21 protein-coding genes and 1 pseudogene are annotated in these 19065 nt (G+C 59.7%); 6 read left to right on the forward strand and 16 right to left on the reverse strand.

The window, feature by feature from the left end; translation table 11 throughout:
- Positions 1 to 48: 48 nt before the first annotated feature.
- A complete protein-coding gene (locus tag ACM6G4_RS03200) occupies positions 49 to 975 on the reverse strand; it encodes a universal stress protein (protein WP_414913037.1) in 927 nt (308 codons plus the stop codon).
- A gap of 292 nt (positions 976 to 1267) precedes the next feature.
- On the opposite strand from ACM6G4_RS03200, the gene ACM6G4_RS03205 reads away from it, so the two are divergent.
- Both ACM6G4_RS03205 and ACM6G4_RS03210 read left to right on the forward strand, forming a co-directional pair.
- The gene (locus ACM6G4_RS03205; protein WP_056722983.1) at positions 1268 to 1492 is read left to right on the forward strand and encodes a hypothetical protein; all 225 of its coding nucleotides are present in this window, start codon (positions 1268 to 1270) and stop codon (positions 1490 to 1492) included.
- 46 nt (positions 1493 to 1538) lie between these two features.
- Positions 1539 to 2462 carry a universal stress protein gene (locus tag ACM6G4_RS03210; RefSeq protein ID WP_414913038.1) on the forward strand — a complete coding sequence of 308 codons (924 nt, stop codon included), beginning with the start codon at positions 1539 to 1541 and terminating at the stop codon, positions 2460 to 2462.
- A 55-nt stretch (positions 2463 to 2517) separates the two neighbouring features.
- Here the strand turns inward: ACM6G4_RS03210 and ACM6G4_RS03215 are convergent.
- A pseudogene (locus ACM6G4_RS03215) lies at positions 2518 to 2639 on the reverse strand (GNAT family N-acetyltransferase); the annotation flags it as partial.
- A gap of 190 nt (positions 2640 to 2829) precedes the next feature.
- Between ACM6G4_RS03215 and ACM6G4_RS03220 the strand changes: the two are divergent.
- Positions 2830 to 3729, forward strand: coding sequence for a universal stress protein (locus tag ACM6G4_RS03220; RefSeq protein ID WP_056722979.1), 900 nt, complete (start codon positions 2830 to 2832; stop codon positions 3727 to 3729).
- A 33-nt stretch (positions 3730 to 3762) separates the two neighbouring features.
- Here the strand turns inward: ACM6G4_RS03220 and fnr are convergent, their stop codons facing one another.
- Together fnr and ACM6G4_RS03230 are read right to left on the reverse strand one after the other, a co-directional pair.
- Positions 3763 to 4509, reverse strand: a complete 747-nt coding sequence (fnr, locus tag ACM6G4_RS03225) for a fumarate/nitrate reduction transcriptional regulator Fnr (RefSeq protein WP_056722977.1) — start codon at positions 4507 to 4509, stop codon at positions 3763 to 3765.
- A 151-nt stretch (positions 4510 to 4660) separates the two neighbouring features.
- Positions 4661 to 5089, reverse strand: a complete 429-nt coding sequence (locus tag ACM6G4_RS03230; RefSeq protein ID WP_056722975.1) for a potassium channel family protein — start codon at positions 5087 to 5089, stop codon at positions 4661 to 4663.
- Between the two features lie 340 nt (positions 5090 to 5429).
- Between ACM6G4_RS03230 and ACM6G4_RS03235 the strand changes: the two genes are divergently transcribed.
- The gene (locus ACM6G4_RS03235; RefSeq protein WP_414913039.1) at positions 5430 to 6344 is read left to right on the forward strand and encodes a universal stress protein; all 915 of its coding nucleotides are present in this window, start codon (positions 5430 to 5432) and stop codon (positions 6342 to 6344) included.
- Between the two features lie 22 nt (positions 6345 to 6366).
- Here ACM6G4_RS03235 and ACM6G4_RS03240 read toward each other — a convergent pair whose 3' ends face one another.
- From ACM6G4_RS03240 to ACM6G4_RS03265, 6 genes are all read right to left on the reverse strand, one after another.
- Positions 6367 to 7275, reverse strand: coding sequence for a MurR/RpiR family transcriptional regulator (locus ACM6G4_RS03240; protein ID WP_046040448.1), 909 nt, complete (start codon positions 7273 to 7275; stop codon positions 6367 to 6369).
- A 127-nt stretch (positions 7276 to 7402) separates the two neighbouring features.
- Complete coding sequence (locus ACM6G4_RS03245; protein ID WP_056722970.1) at positions 7403 to 8167, reverse strand: ABC transporter ATP-binding protein; 765 nt, start codon at positions 8165 to 8167, stop codon at positions 7403 to 7405.
- 18 nt (positions 8168 to 8185) lie between these two features.
- Positions 8186 to 9298 (reverse strand): succinylglutamate desuccinylase/aspartoacylase family protein, encoded by a 1113-nt coding sequence (locus ACM6G4_RS03250; RefSeq protein ID WP_056722968.1) that lies wholly within the window; start codon positions 9296 to 9298, stop codon positions 8186 to 8188.
- A gap of 9 nt (positions 9299 to 9307) precedes the next feature.
- Entirely contained in the window at positions 9308 to 10006 is a 699-nt protein-coding gene (locus ACM6G4_RS03255; protein WP_046040453.1) for an ABC transporter permease, read from the reverse strand.
- A 13-nt stretch (positions 10007 to 10019) separates the two neighbouring features.
- Positions 10020 to 10709, reverse strand: coding sequence for an ABC transporter permease (locus ACM6G4_RS03260; protein ID WP_414913040.1), 690 nt, complete (start codon positions 10707 to 10709; stop codon positions 10020 to 10022).
- 105 nt (positions 10710 to 10814) lie between these two features.
- Positions 10815 to 11591: an ABC transporter substrate-binding protein gene (locus ACM6G4_RS03265; protein ID WP_414913041.1), complete on the reverse strand. Its 777-nt coding sequence runs from the start codon at positions 11589 to 11591 to the stop codon at positions 10815 to 10817.
- A gap of 441 nt (positions 11592 to 12032) precedes the next feature.
- On the opposite strand from ACM6G4_RS03265, the gene ACM6G4_RS03270 reads away from it, so the two are divergent.
- The gene (locus tag ACM6G4_RS03270; protein WP_414913042.1) at positions 12033 to 12854 is read left to right on the forward strand and encodes a hypothetical protein; all 822 of its coding nucleotides are present in this window, start codon (positions 12033 to 12035) and stop codon (positions 12852 to 12854) included.
- 116 nt (positions 12855 to 12970) lie between these two features.
- Here the strand turns inward: ACM6G4_RS03270 and arsH are convergent, their stop codons facing one another.
- From arsH to ACM6G4_RS03290, 4 genes are read right to left on the reverse strand one after another with little or no spacing between them, the layout of a single operon-like run.
- On the reverse strand, positions 12971 to 13663 hold the full coding sequence (gene arsH / locus ACM6G4_RS03275) for an arsenical resistance protein ArsH (RefSeq protein WP_056722956.1): 693 nt from the start codon (positions 13661 to 13663) through the stop codon (positions 12971 to 12973).
- Positions 13664 to 13674: 11 nt separating this feature from the next.
- Positions 13675 to 14145: an arsenate reductase ArsC gene (locus ACM6G4_RS03280; protein WP_056722955.1), complete on the reverse strand. Its 471-nt coding sequence runs from the start codon at positions 14143 to 14145 to the stop codon at positions 13675 to 13677.
- 28 nt (positions 14146 to 14173) lie between these two features.
- Positions 14174 to 15457 carry an arsenic transporter gene (locus ACM6G4_RS03285; protein WP_414913043.1) on the reverse strand — a complete coding sequence of 428 codons (1284 nt, stop codon included), beginning with the start codon at positions 15455 to 15457 and terminating at the stop codon, positions 14174 to 14176.
- Positions 15458 to 15480: 23 nt separating this feature from the next.
- Positions 15481 to 15828: a metalloregulator ArsR/SmtB family transcription factor gene (locus ACM6G4_RS03290; protein ID WP_056722953.1), complete on the reverse strand. Its 348-nt coding sequence runs from the start codon at positions 15826 to 15828 to the stop codon at positions 15481 to 15483.
- Between the two features lie 157 nt (positions 15829 to 15985).
- Here ACM6G4_RS03290 and ACM6G4_RS03295 point away from each other — a divergent pair, with 157 nt between their 5' ends.
- Positions 15986 to 16489 carry a GNAT family N-acetyltransferase gene (locus tag ACM6G4_RS03295; RefSeq protein ID WP_414913044.1) on the forward strand — a complete coding sequence of 168 codons (504 nt, stop codon included), beginning with the start codon at positions 15986 to 15988 and terminating at the stop codon, positions 16487 to 16489.
- A 42-nt stretch (positions 16490 to 16531) separates the two neighbouring features.
- On the opposite strand, the gene ACM6G4_RS03300 is transcribed toward ACM6G4_RS03295, so the two are convergent.
- Both ACM6G4_RS03300 and ACM6G4_RS03305 read right to left on the reverse strand, forming a co-directional pair.
- The gene (locus ACM6G4_RS03300; protein WP_414913045.1) at positions 16532 to 17365 is read right to left on the reverse strand and encodes a DUF2950 domain-containing protein; all 834 of its coding nucleotides are present in this window, start codon (positions 17363 to 17365) and stop codon (positions 16532 to 16534) included.
- An 80-nt stretch (positions 17366 to 17445) separates the two neighbouring features.
- Positions 17446 to 18975 carry a DUF3300 domain-containing protein gene (locus ACM6G4_RS03305; RefSeq protein WP_056722949.1) on the reverse strand — a complete coding sequence of 510 codons (1530 nt, stop codon included), beginning with the start codon at positions 18973 to 18975 and terminating at the stop codon, positions 17446 to 17448.
- Between the last annotated feature and the right edge of the window lie 90 nt (positions 18976 to 19065).

Consider the following 19065-nt stretch of genomic DNA (forward strand, 5'->3'; position numbering starts at 1 on the left):
GCGGCGCACTTAATACTCGTTCTCCCATCGCCTTTATTTCCCGGGGTGTCATCCCTCGAGTTCTTCGGGGGAAACCACCCAGATGCTGCACGGCATTTTGTAAAGCAGGTGTTCCACGGTACTGCCGATCAAACGCTCCATCGCGCGATGCCCCACGCGGCCCATGACAATCACGTCGATGTCATAGGCATCGACGAAGCTGCACAGCACCCTGGCCGGGTCGCCCATGATCATGTGCTGGTTCTGCGGCGGGATGCCGTTGCGCTCGGCCAACTCGCCGAAGGCCTCGCCCTGCATGTCGAACAGGGTCTTGGCTTTGCTTGAAGAGAAAAACGCCGAGCCATTGCTAAAGCCAAATTCGTCGGCACTGATCGAAGACAGGTCATGGGCATAGACGACATCGAGTTGGGCGTTGCAGGTGCTCGCCAGTTTCGACGCTTCGCGCAAAATCCTGTCGTTGAAACCTTCGTACTGGCCATCACGATGGAAAGGGTCGACGGCGGCAACGATCCTGCGCGGCAGTGCGTGATGCATCTGGCTGACAAAATGCAGAGGCACCGGGCACTCGCGTAGCAGATGAATATCGAGGGGGGTGAACATCAGCCGCGACAGCAGCGACTCGTGTTCCAGTTCCTTGATCAGAACAGCCATTTTGGCTTCTTCAAGATGAATCAGGATTTCCTGCAACGGGGTATTGACCCAGACCACTTCGGTCGTGACGTGCACGCCGATCTTGCGTAACGGCCGGGCCTGTTCTTCGAGCCATTGCTGGTGGCGTTCGACATAGCCCAAACGGAGTTCTTCGCGCGCCTGCTCGTTCACCAGACCCGCGGTCACCAGGCCTTCCAGGTAATCAAACGCAACGATGTGCAGTGCAGCTCCCGAGGCCTTGGCCAGGGCGGCAGCCCGGTCGAAGGCCGGGCTGTTTTTCATGAGCGGTGAGACGACCAGCATGAATCTTGATGGCTCGGACATGACAAATCTCCCGTGGCGATTGCGTCTGCTCATTTGAGAGGCTGCATTCAGGCAGGAACACCTTGCCTGGATCTTGAGACGACGCACAGAGATGAGTTTGATCTTTATCAAGCAGTCGCTTGACCGGAATACGCTCCCGACGTGCGGTGGGCACGGCAGGTCCAAACACGGATTTGTTGACCATTGTCAAACCTTCGCCTGCCAGCCCGGTGCAGTCTCGAGAGCAGGGTCATGAAGGTCGCAATTACACTTTGAAGTTAAAGCATGTCTCCAGCTTTAACGGAGGTTGACGATGAACATTGATATTACCGAGCAACGGGTTCCCCATTGCTGGGTTGTGCACCTGGATGCCCTGGAAGTCAATTTCAATAGCCAGGAAGCTGCCAGTAGCTTTGTCGGCCAACTCAAGGCACGTATCGAGGCACCTCATGTCTGGCCAGTGACTGTCCGCTCGGCGGCAAGCTGTCGAACTGTCCCGGCCCGGGAACAGGAGGTTCGTTTCGACCTCGTGGAGTGACGATACCGACCACGCCTGTCCATATACCCGGGTACCGAGGTGTCCTATGTCTAATGCTCAGCATGTACTGTTGATCGCCCCCCCGACCATGAACCAGACACCGGCATTCGATCGCGCCGGCGCGTTGGCTCGCGCCATGCAATTGCCCCTGCATATCGTGGCATTCGATTATTTTCAGGCCCTGGCGGTAGCCGGTCTGTTCGCCCCCGAACAAATAAGCGCGGCCAGGGAGGGCTACCTTCAAGCCCATCGACAGTGGCTTGTGCAGCAAGCTGAAAGGTTGAGCATGCACGGCGTGAAGGTCACCAGTGAGGTCGCGTGGGTACAGGCTCCTTATGCAGAGATCGTGCATTTTGTCAGCGAGATGCCCTTGGCGCTGATCATCAAGGGTGCTCAACAGGAGTCTGCCTTGAAACGGGTGTTCTTCTCGGCGCTGGACTGGCAATTGCTGCGCGATTGTCCGGTGCCGGTGCATCTGGTGACTGACGACCGCAACCCGCAGCCGCACAACATTTTGGTCATCGTCGATGTATTGCGCAGCGAAGAGCAGGACCTGGTGTTCAACGATCGGATTGTCGCTGCCGCGAAGAAACTGGCGTCAGTCTGCGAGGCCCGGCTTGAGCTGGCGCACGTGTATGACTGGACGGCCGCGTATGTCCAGGATATGGGCTTTGGCGCGTTGCCTCTGGCCACCGGGATTTATGAAGCCCTGGGAACGGCTGAGCGCGAAGCGTTTTCAGCTTTGGCCGAGCGCCACGGGGTGCCACCGGCGTGTCGCCATTTCATTGAAGGTGCGCCGATCCCGAGTATTTGCGAATTTGCCACCGGGCACCACACGGACGTCATTGTGATGGGGACCGTGCAGCACAACGGGTTGAGCAAGCTGCCGGGAAGTACCGCTGAGCAACTCCTGCATCGGGCACCTTGCAGCGTGCTGGCAATCAAACCGGGCAGGATGCTGCAGTCCTGAAGATCATTCGCCCCGCGACAAGCTGTTGGCCAGACTCTCGCGGGGGGATTTTTTTCAGGTAAAGCCGGTGAATGACCTGCCGACTGTCATCCGGATCATTGTGTGTGTGTCGAAACCCAGGTATCGGGCCAGTTCGCGCATCGGCGCATTGCTGGAGGCGTCCACCGAGTCCATCTGGATTGATGCAAGCGTGCGGCTCAGGTCTTTTTTACGCCGGTGGCCGTGCTTTTATCTGATCTGGATCAGGAACCTGTCATGGCGGTGTTCATTCGCTTGTGTTTGATTAAAATCAAGCAGGGGGTGAGGGTTCGGACGCAGTCTTGAGCATTGCCGGTACTTCAAGACCGGAGCTGAGCCGAGGTGTGTGATGGGGCAATATCAACGTTTACTGCTGATCGCCGATCAAACCCTGCACCAGTCCCCTGCCACGTTGCGTGCCGTCGCACTGGCCAGGGCCAGCGGTGCCGCACTCGACGTGCGGGCTTTTGTCGAGCCGGTGCCGATGGTGCATTTGTGGGAGGAGAAAACCGACGATGCAGGGCAGCAACGTTATTTGCGGCGCTATCGCCGTTGGGTGGCCGATGAAGTTGAACGGTTGAGCGACCAGGGGCTGCAAGTGACGGTCGAGGTGGTTTTCACGACCCACCCGTTGCTGGACATTCTGAAGACTGTCGCCGACCTCGATCCCGATCTGTTGATCAAGGATGTGACTCTGGAGCCAGTGCTCAAGCGAGTATTCATCACCCCGCTCGATTGCCACCTGCTGCGCGAATGCCCGATCCCCGTGCTCCTGGTGAACCAGACCCGCTACGGCTTGCCGCACCGTGTTGTAGCGGCAGTGGATCCGTTCGATCCTTCAACGCAAATCAGCGGCCTGAACGACACCATCATCCAGACCGCCAATGCGTTGGCCCTGCAATGTGATGCCCCCTTGCATCTGCTTTACGCCTATGACTTGTCGCCGGCTTTCAATGGTGATGCACCGCTGGTCAGTGGTGGATGGGCCGGGGACTTCATCGAGGATCTGCGTTCGTCCTTGCACCTGGCGTTTGTCAATCTGGCGGATCGCTACAACGTGCCACCGGAGCGTCGGCATTTCGTCATGGGCCCGCCGGTGCCGGCCATTCGAGAGTTTGTCGAGGCGTATCTGGCGGATGTAGTGGTGATGGGCACTGTGCATCGGGTCGGAATCGACCAGTTGATTGGCAGTAACACGGAACGGGCGCTGTACTCTGTACCAGGTAGCATTCTGGCTGTCAGGCAGTGAGCCTCATGTTCGTCAAGCGCCGATTGGCAGCACCTAGCACAGGGGAGGGCGATTACAGCCTGCAATCAGCTGTTTAAGCCCTTCCATATCATGAATCCTGACGTCTCGACCGGACACCTCCACCAGTCCTTGATCGCGCAGATGTGCAATCCCCCGGCAAATGGTTTCCAGTCGCAGGCCCAGGTAAGAACCAATTTCCTCACGGCGCATTTTCAGCACAAAGTTGCTCGATGAATAACCTCGCAAGCTCAAGCGCTGGGACAGATTCAGCAGGAACGCCGCCAGGCGCTCATCCGAGTTCATGTTGCCCAGCATCATCAACATGTCATGATCACGCACGATTTCACGGCTGAGGATTTTGTTCAGGCTGTGCTGCAGTGAAGGCAATTCCTGGGCGAGTTTCTCCAGTTGAGAGAAGTGGACAGGACAGACTTCACTGTCCTCCAGGGCAAAAGCACTGCAAGCGTGCAACTCGTTACTGATAGCGTCCAGGCCGAGCATCTCACCGGGCATATGGAATCCGGTGGTCTGCTCGCGACCATCGATTGAAAGCACACTGGTCTTGAATGAACCAATACGAACGGCAAACAGCGAACGCAGCGGGTCGCCGGCCCGGTAGAGTGTGGCGCCTTTTTTAACCTTGACCCTTTGAACGATCAGTCTGTCCAGGCGCGCGACCTCCTGACCGGTCAGGCCAAGGGGCAGGCATAGCTCCATTACGCTACAGTTTGAACAGGCCGTCTTGAGAGAATGGACGGCCGACAGTTTGATTTCAGACATGTTCTGGTATGTCCGGTATTGATGCGTAGAGCTTAGACTCCATGGGGGCCGATGCTGATTTTTCTCGGACATTGGCGCGACTGAATGAGTAATTGGGAATCACTTTTGTACTGCGGGTGATACTCAAGGGCGACCTGCTGCTCAAGGCGATTTATCTGCTGCTTTTCCAGTATTTCTGCATTTCGAGAAACAGAAACGAAGCCGTCCAGGTAATCAGAACAAGCCCCGTCAGCGCTTGCAGCCCCGTCAGGTATTTGAGATTGCCCACCGGCGAGATATCGCCAAAGCCGATTGTCGTGTAAGTGGTGAAGGAAAAGTACACGCAGTCCATCAGTGAACCGTCGAAATTTCCCTGCAAACTGCCCCACTTTTCAGAGTGGACCATCAGGTAATAAACCAGTGCAAAACACCAGACCTCGAGTGCATGGGCCACCAGGGCACCGAACACGCCCACCACAATTCTGAAACGACTCCAAAGATTGAGTCGGGGAAGCCAGTCGTTCAGACGCAACAGGCATTCGTAGTGAATGACGACGACTATGATGACCACCAACGTATTGATCAATGTAACTGCCAGCATGGCAGTACCTCGTTCTGACTGGTTGTCCACGATGGACCGTGAGTGCCCGCATAGTGTGTTCTACGCCAGCGCAACAAAAAAGCTTTGAGCTTTATCAACAATCCTTCTGTCGATGGCAAGTTATCTGTGCGCCAAAGGAAAGCGCACTCATGTTTGACAAATATCAGAGGAGTACAGGTTCTCACGCCAGATACTCGATCAACAGGACACGCGCAGGAAGTCGATGCCCGCCTGGAGTCCGCCGATAAAGCACCCGGCAAGTATTGAGAGATGGCATGCAGTCCGACAGGAGCCGGGATTGCAGTCGTGACCGTGAGGTGCTGCAAGTACGAGGTATATGATGCTTAAACTTAAGCGAATCTTGTTGATCGCACCCGCGGAAATGGTCCGTACTCCGGCATTTGAGCGAGCTCATGCATTGGCCTGTGCAACGGGCGCATGTTTGCACATCGTGGCGTTCGATTATGTCCCGGCGCTGGCGTTGGCCGGTTTGTTTGACCATCAAGCGATGGCCCAGGCACGAGAAGGCTATTTGCAAGTGCATCGCCAATGGCTTGAGCAGCAAGGCCGAATTCAAAAGTGCGTGGGACTGCAGGTGACCACGGAAGTGGTCTGGAGCAAATCGAGCCCGGCTCATGTGCTTGAGTATGTGAATGACTTCCATCCGGATCTGGTCATCAAGGACTTCCACTATGTATCGGCACTCGGCCGTGCGTTCCACCAGCCCGTGGACTTGCTGTTACTGCGTGATTGTCCTGCCCACCTGCACCTGGTGGCCGAGGGCAAGAACTCCACACCCTTGAAGATTCTCGCCGCCATGGATTTGTCTCATCTGGAGGAGCTGAGCCAAGGGCTGAACGACCGGATTGTCGACGTAGCCTCGACACTGGCGGCGTCATCGGGTGCCGCCTTGCATGTGCTTAGTGTCAACAGCTGGGCGGTGGTAGGCGATACGAAAATGAGCGTACCGACATTGAGCCTGGGCGGTAGCTTGAAAGAAGCGGTCATCGATGCCCAGGAGGAGGCCTTCGAGGCGCTTGCCGATCGTTATGGCATAGAAGAAGAACGACGGCATCTTCTGACCGGTCTACCCCACAAAGTGATCAGGCAATTTGCGCAACACAATGCTTTTGACTTGTTGGTCTTGGGCACTGCGTATCATCACCGCGGGAGCGACATGTTCCTGGGCAGCACTGCTGAGCAGGTGTTGACCAATGCGCAGTGCAGTTTGATGTTCGTCAAGCCCCTGGCCTGATGCTGCCAGTGGCGCCAGGTACTCACTTTTTCGCAGGTTTGCCGCTGGCAGGGATGTGCAGGTACGACATCACGCTTTCAGTCAGTTCGGTTGCCAGTTTGACCGCTTCTTTATTGCGCGCCATCACGCCGGCGACCAAGCCTTCGATCAAGGCCAGTACGGCGATGTTGGAACTGGTCAGCACCGGGTGATCGCAAGGCGCAAACAGCGTGTGCTGGGCAATGCCGGTGAGCGGCGAGGCGGGTGAGTCGGTAATTGCCAGCACCGATGCGCCGCGTTCATTGGCGAAGCGTGCCAGTTGCAGGGTGTCGAGGGAGTAGCGCGGCAGGGCGATCGCCAGCAGCACGTCCTGGTCGGTGATCGCGGCCAGACGGTAAGCGGCGTTTTCGTTGCCGCCCTCCATGCTGATGGCAGTGGCGTCCGCACAGAAGGGCATCAGGGTCGAGGCGGCGAGGCCGGCGAAGTAGACACTGTTGCCAAAGCCCAGGATGTAGATTTTGCGCGCTTTGATCAGGCGAGTGACGAATGCTTCGAAGGTGTCGGCGTGGTTGTTGCTCGCCGCAGTGGCCAGGTTGCTGCTGGCGCTCTGCAGTTGTTCATGCAGGCCAAACGCGCCGCCGGGGCGATGGGCAAGTTCGTTGCGCAGCTTGTCGACCGGCGACACCATCTGCTGCAACGTTGCGACCAGCTCGGCCTTCATGCCGCTGTAGCCACCGAGGTCCAGGGCTTTGGCCAGACGGTTGACGGCGGCGGGTGAGGTCAATGTTTCGTGCGCCATCTCCTCGATGGTCAGCGTCGCGGCCTTGAGCGGGTGACGCAGGATAAAGTCCGCGACCTTGCGCAGTGACGGCGGCAGATCGGAAACGATTTCCGTCAGTTTGCGCATGACCGGCGCGGCATAGACAGTGGTGTCTTTCGATGGGGTGGGCATATCCGGCTCAACATTTCCTGAAGGTGAGAGAAGGGCTGTGCCTGATGCCCTGACAAGGTTGGCCGGAGTGTATCCGAAGGCAACCTTGTCTGGGCAGCACCGAGCAGTGCATGGGTGGAGGGCGGCGTTACTTCAGGCTCCCGGCCAGAAACTGCCGGAGGCGTTCGGACTGCGGGTTGACCAGCACTTCACGCGGGTCGCCGCGCTCTTCGACCATGCCCTTGTGCAGGAACACCAGTTGGTTCGAAACCTCGCGGGCAAAGCCCATTTCGTGAGTCACCACCACCATGGTGCGGCCTTCCTGGGCCAGATCCTGCATGACTTTAAGCACTTCGCCGACCAGTTCGGGGTCGAGGGCCGACGTCGGCTCATCGAACAGCATCACTTGCGGTTCCATCGCCAGTGCGCGGGCAATGGCCACGCGCTGCTGCTCGCCACCGGACATATGCGCCGGCCAGGCGTTCATGCGGTGCGCCACACCGACTTTGTCCAGGTAGTGCTCGGCCTTTTCCCGTGCCTCTTTCTTGCCCAGGCCCAGCACATGCACTGGCGCTTCCATGACGTTTTCCAGAGCGCTCATATGTGACCACAGGTTGAAGTGCTGAAACACCATCGATAGTTGCGAACGCATGCGTTGCAACTGTTTGGGTTCGGCCGCCTTCAGCCCGCCGAGCTTGTTGGCCACCAGCTTGAGCGGTTCGCCATTGAGCACGATATTGCCCGCATTGGGTTGCTCCAGCAGGTTGATGCAGCGCAGGAACGTACTTTTGCCAGAGCCGCTGGAGCCGATGATGCTGATCACGTCACCGGCCTGTGCCTGCAGGGAAACGCCCTTGAGCACCTGATGCGCGCCGTAGCTTTTATGCAGGTCTCGAACTTCAAGTTTGTACATGGTTTGAACTCTCTGGAGTCAGTCGCTGAGCAAGCGACCCTGGCGAATGGGGGTAACGCCTGCAACCTTGGCCAGCCACAATCCTGGCTGGGCAAAGCGCAGCCGTTCGCGGGCATAGAGAATGCCGTCGGTGCTGGCGCTCACCACGCTATGGCGGTCGGTCAGCGGGTCGATGACTTCGAATAGCGGATCGCCGACCTTGACCCGGGCGCCCAGCGGTTGCAGAAAACTCACCACACCCGGGTGGGGCGCACAGGCGTACTGCGCGCCGGCGAATGGCATGGCCTGGCAATGGCTCGGCGGTGCCGCTGGCCATTCACCGCTGATCAGGCCTTGTTCGGCGAGATACCCGAGAATGGCTTGGGCACTGTCGAGGCATTGCTCGCGTTCGGTGTCTGCCATGCCCCGCAATTCGATGGTGGTGGCCGCACACGCCAGGGGAATATTGGCTTCGGGAAACAGCTCGGCCAGGCGTAACCATGCAATGGCGCAGGCTTCGTCGAAGGCACTGCCGCCCGCATCTTCGGCCAATAACGTGACCCCCGCGCCGAGGCGAGCGGCCAGTGATTGCAAGCGTGGCCAGATTTGTGGCATCGCATACATCAACATGATCGATTCGAAATCGCAGTGCAGGTCCAGCACCACATCGGCGTCACAGGCATGCTGCAGCAACAGGCGGCGCAGGCCGTCGAGTTCCGAGGTCGGTGCGGGCATGGCGGCCAGGGCATCGATCATGGCGCGGCGGATGAGTGCGATGTTGGCATCGGCATCGTCGCCCAATCGGCCTTCCAGCAGCGGCGCAATGGCATCGACCAACACCGGGAAGTCGCGATTGAAATTCTTGCCGCTGGAGAACTCGAAGCGCCCCTGATGGGTGGCCTGGAACATCTGGGCGATACCGATCGGATTGGCCATGGGCACCAACTCGATCACCCCGCTCAGGCGGCCTTGGGTTTCCAGTTCCAGAAGACGACGCTTGAGCTCGACGGCAACGCGCATCCCCGGCAATTCGTCGGCATGCAGTGACGCCTGGATGTAGGCCTTGCGCGGTCCGCTGCCAAAACGAAACAGTGACAGCGTTCGCTCGGTGCCCGAGGCACTCCACGGCAACAGGTATTGGATGTGCTCCATAGCAGCTCCTTAGTGCTTGCGCGGTGCCAGGTACGCCAGCCAGCGGCGCTCGGCCAGCTTGAACAGGCGCACCAGGATGAAGGTCAGTGCGAGGTAGATGAGGCCGGCGGTGATGAACGCCTCGAACGGTAGATAGAAGCGTGAGCTGACCGTGCGCGCGGCCCCGGTGATATCGACGAGGGTGACGATGGAGGCCAGGCTGGTGGTTTGCAGCATCATCAGCACTTCGTTGCTGTATTGCGGCAATGCCCGGCGCAAGGCCGATGGCATGAGAATGCGGCGATACAGGGTCAGGCGTGACATGCCCATGGCCCTGGCGGCTTCGATCTCGCCAGGGTGGGTGGCTTTCAGACTGCCGGCCAGCAGCTCGGCGCTATAGGCGCTGGTGTTGATCGCGAAGGCCAGGCAGGCGCAAAAGGTGGCGCTGGACAGGTAAGGCCAGAGCACGCTTTGGCGCACCGCTTCGAACTGCGCCAGGCCGTAGTAGATCAGGAACAATTGCACGAGCATCGGCGTACCGCGAATCACGTAGGTATAGAGCCAGGCCGGGAAGTTGATCAGCGGCGATCGCGACACTCGCATCAGCGCCAGTGGCATCGCCAATACCAGACCCAGCGCCAGGGAAATGAGCAGGACTTTGAGGGTCAACAAGGCGCCATTGAAGTACAGCGGCAGGTTTTCCCAGATCAGGTTGTAGTCGAGAATCATGGGTGGCTCCCCCTCACAATTCGGCGGCTTTGATGCCGACCGAGTAGTGTTTTTCCAGATAGCGCAGCACCAGCAAGGACAGGCTGGTGAGCATCAGGTACAGCGCTGCCACCGCGAGGAAAAACGTAAATGGCTCGTGTGTGGCATCCGCTGCGTTCTTGGCTTTGAACATCATGTCCTGCAAGCCGATCACGGAGATCAGCGCAGTGGATTTGGTCAGCACCAGCCAATTGTTGGTGAACCCGGGGATGGCGAAGCGAATCATCTGCGGCACCAGGATTCGCCAGAACACCTGCGCACCGCCCATGCCATAGGCCACGCCAGCCTCGGCCTGACCCTTGGGGATCGCCATGAAGGCGCCACGAAAGGTTTCCGAGAGGTAGGCGCCAAAAATGAAGCCCATGGTGCAGACGCCGGCAATAAAGGGGTTGATGTCGATATAGCGGGTGTAACCGAGCGCCAGGGCAATGCGGTTCACCAGATCCTGGCCGCCGTAGAAGATCAGCAGGATCAGCACCAGGTCTGGAATGCCGCGAATCAGGGTGGTGTAGCTTTCCCCGAGCAGGGCCAGCCATTTGAACGGTGACAAGCGCAAGGCCGCGCCGATCAGGCCCAGGGCAATCGCCATGGACATGGACGTCAGGGCCAGGTTTATGGTCAGCCAGGCGCCATCGAGAATGCTCGATCCGTAGCCGTGAAGCATGATGAAGTTCCTCAAGCGAGCGCCGCGAGGCGCGCAAGACAAGCCCCGACAGGTGCCTGCGCAGGGCCGGCGCCGGGGCTGGGGTCAGTGGGGCAGGGGTAAGGCTTACTCGCCGTAGATATCGAACGCGAAGTACCTGGCCATCACTTGTTGGTACTTGCCATTGGCGCGAATGGCGTCAATCGCGGCACTCAGGCGCGCAACGTTGACACTGTCGCCCTTGCGCACGGCGATCCCGGCGCCCCGGCCAAAATACTTCGGGTCGTTGATGTCGGGCCCCGTGAGTGCGAAGCCCTGGCCGGCGGGTGTCTTGATGAAGCTCTCATCGGTGTTGACGATGTCGGCGAGGGTGGCGTCCAGACGACCCGAGGCGAGATCGAGGAAGGCTTCATTCTGTGAGCCGTAGCGCACCACGACGACGCCGGCTTTTTCCAGTTGCTCGGTGGCAAAGCGATCGTAAGTCGAGGAGCGTTGCACGCCGACTTTCTTGCCCTTGAGGTCCACCAGGGGGTCATTGATCACGTTGCCGGCCTTCATCGCGAACTTGCCCGGCGTGTGGTAGTACTTTTTGCTGAAGTCCACGGACTTCATCCGGTCTTCGGTGATCGACATCGACGACAGCACGGCATCGATCTTGCGCACTTTGAGCGACGGGATCATGCCGTCGAACTCCTGAATGACCCACTCGCACTTGACCTTCATTTCTTCGCACAAGGCGTTGCCGATGTCGTAGTCGAACCCGCTGACGTTGCCTTCGGGTGTCTTGAAGGAGAAGGGCGGGTAGGCGGCTTCGATACCGATACGCAGGCTGTCTTCGTCGGCATGTGCCAGGAAGCTGAAGGCGCACAGCGCCAGAGCACCTAGAAGTTCTGTCTTGTTCATATTGTTGACTCCTGGAGGGCATTTGGGGGAACGGGTGCCCGCCATCCGGGTTGGCGCGATGGATCAGTCCTGTGATCGGCGAGGCTATAAATGACACAATAAAATTCTATATGCAAGATATCTGAAAATAATCATATCAGTTTGCGGCGTGGCGATGCTCCAATGAGTCGGGTTGAAGTGGTTGCTCAACCCATGCGTCAGCCCCTGAAGCTGTTTTTTTGAACTCGGGCTGAAAGTACTTATCCAAAAAAAATGTGGGAATGTTTCCCACGCAACGATGCCAGCTGGCTTTCAGGGATCGTGCGGATACCGCAGCAGCTCGATAATGCTGAAGATTGATGGCCGTGCCGGTTGGCCGGCTGCTCCAATGGGCGGCCGGGAACTCACTGGACATTGCGTTCGATACGGAGATGAGTACGCAACTCCATGCGGAGGTGCATCATGCTGCTCAAGAAATGTTTATTGGCTCTGGCCATCGGTGGAGTCCTGTCGGCATCGACTGTCCTGGTGCCCGACTACATCGGTAGTTTCTCCAGCGTGTATGCCAAGGATGGCGGCAGCGGTGGAGGCGGTGGAGGTCACGGTGGCGGTGGCGGCGCTGGAGGTGGTGGCCACGGCGGTGATGGAGGTGGTGACGGTGGAGGCGGTCACGGTGCTGGCGGTGATGGAGCCAAGGGTGGCGATCATGGCGCTGCCGGCCATGACGGTGACGGTCATGGAGGTCCGGGGCGCGGCGACGCTGACCATGGTGGTGTAGCCGGGAACAAAGGCCCGGGCAATGCCCATGACAACGACGCTGACGACGCTGATCACGATGCAGACAACGATGCCGCCGATGCAGCCCGGGACGCTGCCAAGGCTGATGCCAAGGCAGCCCGTGACGCGGCCAGAGCGACTGCGGATGCAGCCCGTGATGCGGCAAAAGCGACTGCGGATGCCGCCCGGGACGCCGCCAGGGCTGAAGCTGATGCAGCCCGGGATGCCGCAAAAGCTGCTGGCTTGGCGGACGAAGACGCAGACGCCGCCAGGGACGCTGCCCGTGCCGCTGCAGATGCAGCGAGGGACGCGGCCAAGGCCGACGCAGATGCCGCCAGGGATGCTGCCCGGGCTACCGCGGATGCCGCGAGGGACACCGCCAAAGCCGAGGCGAAGGCAGCCAGAGAGGCCGCCAAGGCCGTGGCGAAGGACGCCAGGGAAGATATGGCGGACGCCCCGGATGCCCCGGACGAGCCGGATTTCGACGCGGTCGAGGTAGAGAACTAAGCCTGCACGTTCGGCAATGAACACCGCAGGCATAGCAGTAAAGAGTCGCAAGCCCTGAAACGTCGTGGGGTTTGCGACTTTTTTCGGTTATCGGGCCTGGGGGAACATTTCTACAGTCAGATCGACCGCTGATTCACGCGCTGAGTCAGTTCCTCTGCGGACTCTTTGCGTTCCGAGTAGCGGTCTACCAGATCGGGGCGATCCCGTAGCAGCAGGGTAAATTTCACCAGTTCCTCCATGACGTCCACCACCCTGTCGTACAACGACGAGGGTTTCATGCGATTGGCGTCGTCAAACTCCAGAAAAGCCTTTGGCACGGAAGATTGATTGGGGATGGTGAACATGCGCATCCAGCGGCCCAGCACACGAAGCTGATTCACCACATTGAAGGACTGGGAACCGCCGCAGACCTGCATGACCGCGAGGGTTTTCCCCTGGGTCGGGCGAACGGCGCCCAACGCCAACGGCACCCAGTCGATTTGCGCCTTGAACACTGCAGACATGGAGCCGTGGCGCTCTGGCGAACACCAGACCTGGCCTTCGGACCATTGCATCAGTTCGAGCAGTTCCTGGACTTTCGGGTGATCGGAGGGCGCGTCGTCCGGAAGCGGCAGGCCTGATGGGTTGAAGATCCGAGTCTCGGCGCCGAAGTGTTCGAGCAACCGGGCCGCTTCCTCGACCAGCAGGCGACTGAACGACCGTGCACGAGTCGAGCCGTACAGCAGCAGGATGCGTGGCTTGTGCTGGTCGTCGCGTCCGGCGATGGGCTGGGTCAGTGACGTGTCGAGATTGGGCAGGGGATGGGTCATGGGGGCTCCGGTCAAAGCGTGCCGATGCGGTCGAGTTCCCGCTTCAGCGCATCGCGGTCAAGTTGTGCAAAAGGCAGGTCGAGCAATGCCCGGCAACGCGTTTCGATGTGCGCCAGGGTTGAGTGGAACGCCGCCGATACCGTCGCTTCATCGCCCTTGATGTCCGATGGGTCTTCCAGGCCCCAATGAGCTTTCAGCGCCGGCCCGAAGTACACGGGGCACGCCTCACCGGCGGCCTTGTCGCAGACCGTGATGACGATGTCCGGCGGGTTGGCTTCGAACGCCTCATTGCCTTTGCTGCTCAAACCGTCGATGGCGATGCCGGCCTCTTGCAACGTGCTCAGGCTGCGGGGCAACACCTGGCCCTTGGGGAAGCTGCCGGCACTGACCGCCTCAAAACCTTCGGGGGCGAGATGGTTGAACATGGCTTCGGACAGGATGCTGCGACAGCTATTGGCGGTACACATAAACAGAACGCGCATGGTGATTCCTCTTTGCAGTCGCACAAGGCTAGACGCTCAGGCGCAGGGCCAGGGCAGACAAGGTGATGAACAGGATCGGCAGGGTCAGGACCACGCCGACCTTGAAGTAGTAACCCCAGGTAATGCGGATGCCCTTGCGCTCCAGGACATGCAGCCAGAGCAGGGTGGCCAGGCTGCCGATAGGGGTGATCTTGGGGCCCAGGTCGGAACCGATGACATTGGCGTAGATCATGGCCTCGCGCACCACACCGGTGGCGTCGCTGGCCTGGATCGACAGGGCACCCACCAGCACCGTGGGCATGTTGTTCATGCCCGATGACAGCAAGGCCGTGAGCAGGCCAGTGCCGAGCGCGGCGCCCCAGATACCGAATTCGGCCAAGTAGTTCAGGGCCATGGTCATGTAGGTGGTCAGTCCGGCGTTTTTCAGCCCGTACACCACCAGGTACATGCCCAGTGAAAAGATCACGACCTGCCAGGGCGCTTCACGCAGTACCCGTCGCGTTGAAATCACATGCCCACGCGCCGCCACGGCGAACAGCATCGCGGCACAGACCGCTGAGATGGCGCTGATGGGAATGCCCAAGGGTTCCAGGGCAAACAGCCCGATCAGCAGCAGCGCCAGGACAATCCAGCCGACGCGGAAGGTCAGGGGATCACGCACGGCGCGTCGCGGATCCATCACGTCATCGAGAGCGTAGTGCCTGGGAATGTCACGCCGGAAAAACCAGTACAGCACCACGAGCGTGGTCGCCACGGCAACGAAGTTGACCGGCACCATGATGGCGGCGTATTCGCTGAAGCCCAGGTTGAAGTAGTCGGCCGAAACGATGTTGACGAGGTTGGACACCACCAGGGGCAAGCTCGCCGTGTCGGCAATGAAACCGGCCGCCATGACGAACGCCAGGGTAGAGGCTGGCGAAAAGCGCAGTGCGAGCAGTATTGAAACGACGATGGGGGTCAGGATCAGGGCGGCACCGTCGTTGGCAAACAGGGCGGATACGCCGGCCCCCAGCAGTATCGTGAAGATGAACAGCCGCCGCCCGTCACCCTTGGCCCAGCGCGCCACATGCAATGCCGCCCATTGGAAAAACCCGGCCTCATCGAGCAGCAGACTGATGATGATGAGCGAGATGAAGGTCGCGGTGGCGTTCCAGACAATGCCCCACACCAGTGGGATATCGCCCAGCGTCACGACGCCTGCCAGCAGCGCCAGGACGGCCCCCAGGGAGGCGCTCCAGCCGACGCCCAGGCCCCTGGGTTGCCAGATGACCAACACCATGGTGAGCAGGAAAATGGTAAACGCAGTAAACATGCACAGTCTCGATGAATGAAGGGTTAGCAGCAGGCGGAAGTGTTGAGCGGACGGTCGCCCATCGCGGCAAGGCGAGTACTGTCGTTCGCAAGCCAGTCGGCGTTTGCCAGCAAGGTTGTCTCGAGAACGTCGCGAACCCACGCGGGCAGTTCGGGGTTCAGTCGGTAATACACCCACTGTCCCTGGCGGCGGTCGAGAAGCAGGCCGCAGCCGCGAAGCTGGGCAAGATGGCGGGAAATCTTGGGTTGGCTGTCGTCCAGGGCGCAGACCAGCTCACACACGCATAACTCGCCTTCACGGGTGATGAGCAAGGTGGCCCGGGCGCGGGTTTCGTCGGACAGGCATTTGAATACGGCGGCAGGATTGAGCATTGGCGTGGCTCGATACATATGGTTATTCGAATATACGATTTTCCATATGTTTTATGCAAGCCGCTCTGACTGAGAAGGTAAGGCTCGGTCCGGCCAGGATGTTCAGGTATGGGATAGACTCGAGCCAATTCGGCACAAGACAAAGGAGAGGTGGTGAATGGAATCGTTTAGCGTACGCGAGCTGAAAATGACTGACGCTCAAGCGTTGCTGGCTTTCGAAATCCACAACCGTGAATGGTTCGAATCCCATATCGATGCGCGCGATCCTGCTTTTTACTCGTTGCAGGGTGTCGCCGATCATATCGAAAGCTATTTGTCCGATTTCGCCATCGGTGCCTGGCACCCCTTTGTCATCGAGGATTGCAGTCAGAGAATCGTCGGTCGAGCCAATCTGAAAAGCATCGATTCATCGACGGGTTCTGCGCAGGTGGGCTATCGGATTGATCAGCGCGTATGCGGCCAGGGGCTGGCAACACTGGCGTTGAGACACCTGATCCAGGAGGCACGGATGCGCTGGGGACTGGTGCAACTGGTTGCGTATGCTTTCAGGGAGAATGCCGGTTCCAGAAAAGTTCTGGATCGGTGCGGATTCAAGCTTGAGCAACCCTCCTGTAACGACAACACGGGGGGCGAAGACCGATTCGTCCTGTCGATCAGATAACTGCCTTGAGCCGTTCTGAAGGCTTGCAGCAGGTCGCGCCTGCTACTCCTGGTCCTCAGCCACCTCTTTCCAGCTGTCATCCGGATCAAAGCGCTTCATCGCCAGAGCCAGTTTTTCACTCTCGGGCCCCAGGTCTTTCTCGAACACCTGGCCTTCATGACTGATCATGAAACTCATCACGCCGGTGTCGTAGTACTTCACCGGCCAGGCGATCAGCGCAAAGCCCCGGCTCATCTTGTCACCGATGAGGTAACTGTAGGCGCCGCCAGGTGCCGAAGGACCCTGGCCATTAAGGATGCGGAAGCGGTAGCCGTGCCACTCTTCATCGGCAATGGCTTTGCCGAACGATGGCCCCAACGGGCTGATCTGGTCGCTGTCGTCTTCGGCCCAATAGAGTCCGTCGTGCTTGCCGGGGGTGCTGAAGATTTTCTGCGCATACTCGAGTGCGCCGTCATGGTCCCGATCCACTGACGCATAGTCCATCTGGGCATCGTGATAGGCCAGCACCGATTGCACCGCGGCAAGTTCATTGCGGCCGATTTGACGAGCACGGATCTCGGCACTGCCGGCCTTCATGTCGAAGCGCCAACCGTCCGCGGCTTTGGTCATGGGGATGGGCAGTGTCCAGTTGTTGCTGCCAACCGCCAGGATGGCCTTGCGATCGCTGGTGTTTTCAATGTGGTGTTGCTCGCGGTATTGCTGCAAAAATGCATCCACATCTTCGCGCTGCACGCCTTCGCGGGGGATGTAGCTGTGCCAGTCGCTGCCTAGCAGTTCGGTCAGGCGTACCTGGTCGGAGTGCTCCGTGCCCAGTGCCTCGACGAAGGCTTCGGCGGCCTTTTCCGGGGTTGGAAAGGCCTGCTGTGCCGTCGCCATGCACGACCACAACAAGCCGGCGGCTATAACCAGGACATGAGGGAGCAAGCCCGTGAGTCCCTTCAATCGAGGATGGTTTTTCAACGGCGGCCCCCCCTTTGACGCGCTGGTGGATTGGACGGCCGGCTGACCTGGTGACCGGCTGATCGCGAGGCACTGGGGCGTTGGGCGGATGCCTGGCTGGCCCGGCCTCGATTGGCCTGGACGTTGGCCTGGGACGGTGACCGTGCGCCGGCGAACGCATTGTTGCGGGCACTGCCGGCACTGGCGGCGGGCCGTTTGTTCGTCGCTTGCCGCGTCTGCGCGGAGCCTTCCCGGCGCTGATTCAACTGGGAACTCTGGTTCCTGGCCTGCTGGGTCTCTCTCCTGGGCTGCTGGTTCTCCCGGGTGTTTCTGGTCGTGCCCTGGCTTCTGTCCGCTGCCTTGGGCCTGTCTGCACCGGCCTGCCGTCGATCGCCGCCCGCAGTTGCGGACTGGAGTTTGCGCGTTTGATCACGGGCTTCGCGGTTGCTGGTGGCAGGTCGTTCGATACCGTGCTTGTCCATTGAGGTGCGGGCATTTTCACGGGCCTGGGCGCGTTGGGCATTGTCTCCGCGATAGGCTTCCCGCTGATTGGCACCATTGAGTTGGCGACCGTACTGTGCGCGGCTCGCATTGTCCCGATAGGGCACGCCATTGCGATGCACCGGGTTGTGCTGCCATTTGTTGTTGTTGATCCGGTTGTTGGCATTGATGTTGTTGTAGCGATTGACGTCGATGTCGACGTCGTTATTGCCCCAGTCACATTCACCCCACAAGGATCCAACGATCGCCACACCGGCGCCAAACGCGAGTCCGGCCATCAGCGCCTGACCGGGGTAATAGGCCGGTGGCGGTGGATAGTACGCGGGCGGCGATGCCGGGTAGGCCCAGGTGCCGTAGGTGGTTGTCGGGTTATAGGTGGGGACGTACACCACCTGCGGATCGGCAGGCTGAATGATGATGGTGGAGTTGCTGGCCGGGGCCGCTTCAGGGGCCGGTGCCGCGTTCGTGGTCGCCGGTGCCGACGGCGCGACATTCTGGATCGTCACGTTCTGATACTGGTTGCTCTGCAGATTGCCGGCGGCCTGTGCCTGGCGACGCAAGCGTTGGGCGCTTTCCATGAGATCGTCGGGCTGCGCCAGGAAGGCATCACCCAGGCGCTGGACCCAGACGGGGTCCTGCCCCAGCATTACCAGAACCTGCGGGAAGGCGACCAGCGCCTGCACGCTCGGATCCCAGGGCTGGTTCGCCACCTGTCTGACCGCATCGTCACCCTTGGCGTCGGGGTGCGCCTTGGACCAACTGACCGCCTCGCCGACTTCCCCGGGGTAGGTGGAGGCCATCAGCACCTGTGCAAACAGTGGGTCCGGGTAAAGCGCAATGGGCGCCAGCATCTGATCCAGCTGTTCCTGGGTAAACACCGGATCCTTGGCCACCGGGGCGGCGGGCGCTGCCGTGGTCGCGCTTGCCGGAGCGGGGGCAGCGGCGGCTGTCGGTGTGGCGGCGGTCCCATTCGTATCCAGTGCCAGGCAGGACGATCCGCTCAAGAACAGTACAGCCGACAACGCGTAAAGTAATGGATTGTGCATTGCACCCCCCATGGGGTCAGGCAGGCTTGAAGTGGGTGGACCAATCCCTGGCAGGTGAAGCCGACTTTGCAAGCCACAGAGCCTGGCCTC

It is taken from the genome of Pseudomonas sp. IT-P258, assembly GCF_949767825.1.
Lineage (GTDB): Bacteria > Pseudomonadota > Gammaproteobacteria > Pseudomonadales > Pseudomonadaceae > Aquipseudomonas > Aquipseudomonas monachiensis.

Coding starts and splice junctions, on each gene's coding strand:
- ACM6G4_RS03200 (WP_414913037.1), bottom strand. CDS start 975: ATGTCCGAGCCATCAAGATTCATGCTGGTCGTCTCACCGCTCATGAAA.
- ACM6G4_RS03205 (WP_056722983.1), top strand. CDS start 1,268: ATGAACATTGATATTACCGAGCAACGGGTTCCCCATTGCTGGGTTGTG.
- ACM6G4_RS03210 (WP_414913038.1), top strand. CDS start 1,539: ATGTCTAATGCTCAGCATGTACTGTTGATCGCCCCCCCGACCATGAAC.
- ACM6G4_RS03220 (WP_056722979.1), top strand. CDS start 2,830: ATGGGGCAATATCAACGTTTACTGCTGATCGCCGATCAAACCCTGCAC.
- fnr (WP_056722977.1), bottom strand. CDS start 4,509: ATGTCTGAAATCAAACTGTCGGCCGTCCATTCTCTCAAGACGGCCTGT.
- ACM6G4_RS03230 (WP_056722975.1), bottom strand. CDS start 5,089: ATGCTGGCAGTTACATTGATCAATACGTTGGTGGTCATCATAGTCGTC.
- ACM6G4_RS03235 (WP_414913039.1), top strand. CDS start 5,430: ATGCTTAAACTTAAGCGAATCTTGTTGATCGCACCCGCGGAAATGGTC.
- ACM6G4_RS03240 (WP_046040448.1), bottom strand. CDS start 7,275: ATGCCCACCCCATCGAAAGACACCACTGTCTATGCCGCGCCGGTCATG.
- ACM6G4_RS03245 (WP_056722970.1), bottom strand. CDS start 8,167: ATGTACAAACTTGAAGTTCGAGACCTGCATAAAAGCTACGGCGCGCAT.
- ACM6G4_RS03250 (WP_056722968.1), bottom strand. CDS start 9,298: ATGGAGCACATCCAATACCTGTTGCCGTGGAGTGCCTCGGGCACCGAG.
- ACM6G4_RS03255 (WP_046040453.1), bottom strand. CDS start 10,006: ATGATTCTCGACTACAACCTGATCTGGGAAAACCTGCCGCTGTACTTC.
- ACM6G4_RS03260 (WP_414913040.1), bottom strand. CDS start 10,709: ATGCTTCACGGCTACGGATCGAGCATTCTCGATGGCGCCTGGCTGACC.
- ACM6G4_RS03265 (WP_414913041.1), bottom strand. CDS start 11,591: ATGAACAAGACAGAACTTCTAGGTGCTCTGGCGCTGTGCGCCTTCAGC.
- ACM6G4_RS03270 (WP_414913042.1), top strand. CDS start 12,033: ATGCTGCTCAAGAAATGTTTATTGGCTCTGGCCATCGGTGGAGTCCTG.
- arsH (WP_056722956.1), bottom strand. CDS start 13,663: ATGACCCATCCCCTGCCCAATCTCGACACGTCACTGACCCAGCCCATC.
- ACM6G4_RS03280 (WP_056722955.1), bottom strand. CDS start 14,145: ATGCGCGTTCTGTTTATGTGTACCGCCAATAGCTGTCGCAGCATCCTG.
- ACM6G4_RS03285 (WP_414913043.1), bottom strand. CDS start 15,457: ATGTTTACTGCGTTTACCATTTTCCTGCTCACCATGGTGTTGGTCATC.
- ACM6G4_RS03290 (WP_056722953.1), bottom strand. CDS start 15,828: ATGCTCAATCCTGCCGCCGTATTCAAATGCCTGTCCGACGAAACCCGC.
- ACM6G4_RS03295 (WP_414913044.1), top strand. CDS start 15,986: ATGGAATCGTTTAGCGTACGCGAGCTGAAAATGACTGACGCTCAAGCG.
- ACM6G4_RS03300 (WP_414913045.1), bottom strand. CDS start 17,365: ATGGCGACGGCACAGCAGGCCTTTCCAACCCCGGAAAAGGCCGCCGAA.
- ACM6G4_RS03305 (WP_056722949.1), bottom strand. CDS start 18,975: ATGCACAATCCATTACTTTACGCGTTGTCGGCTGTACTGTTCTTGAGC.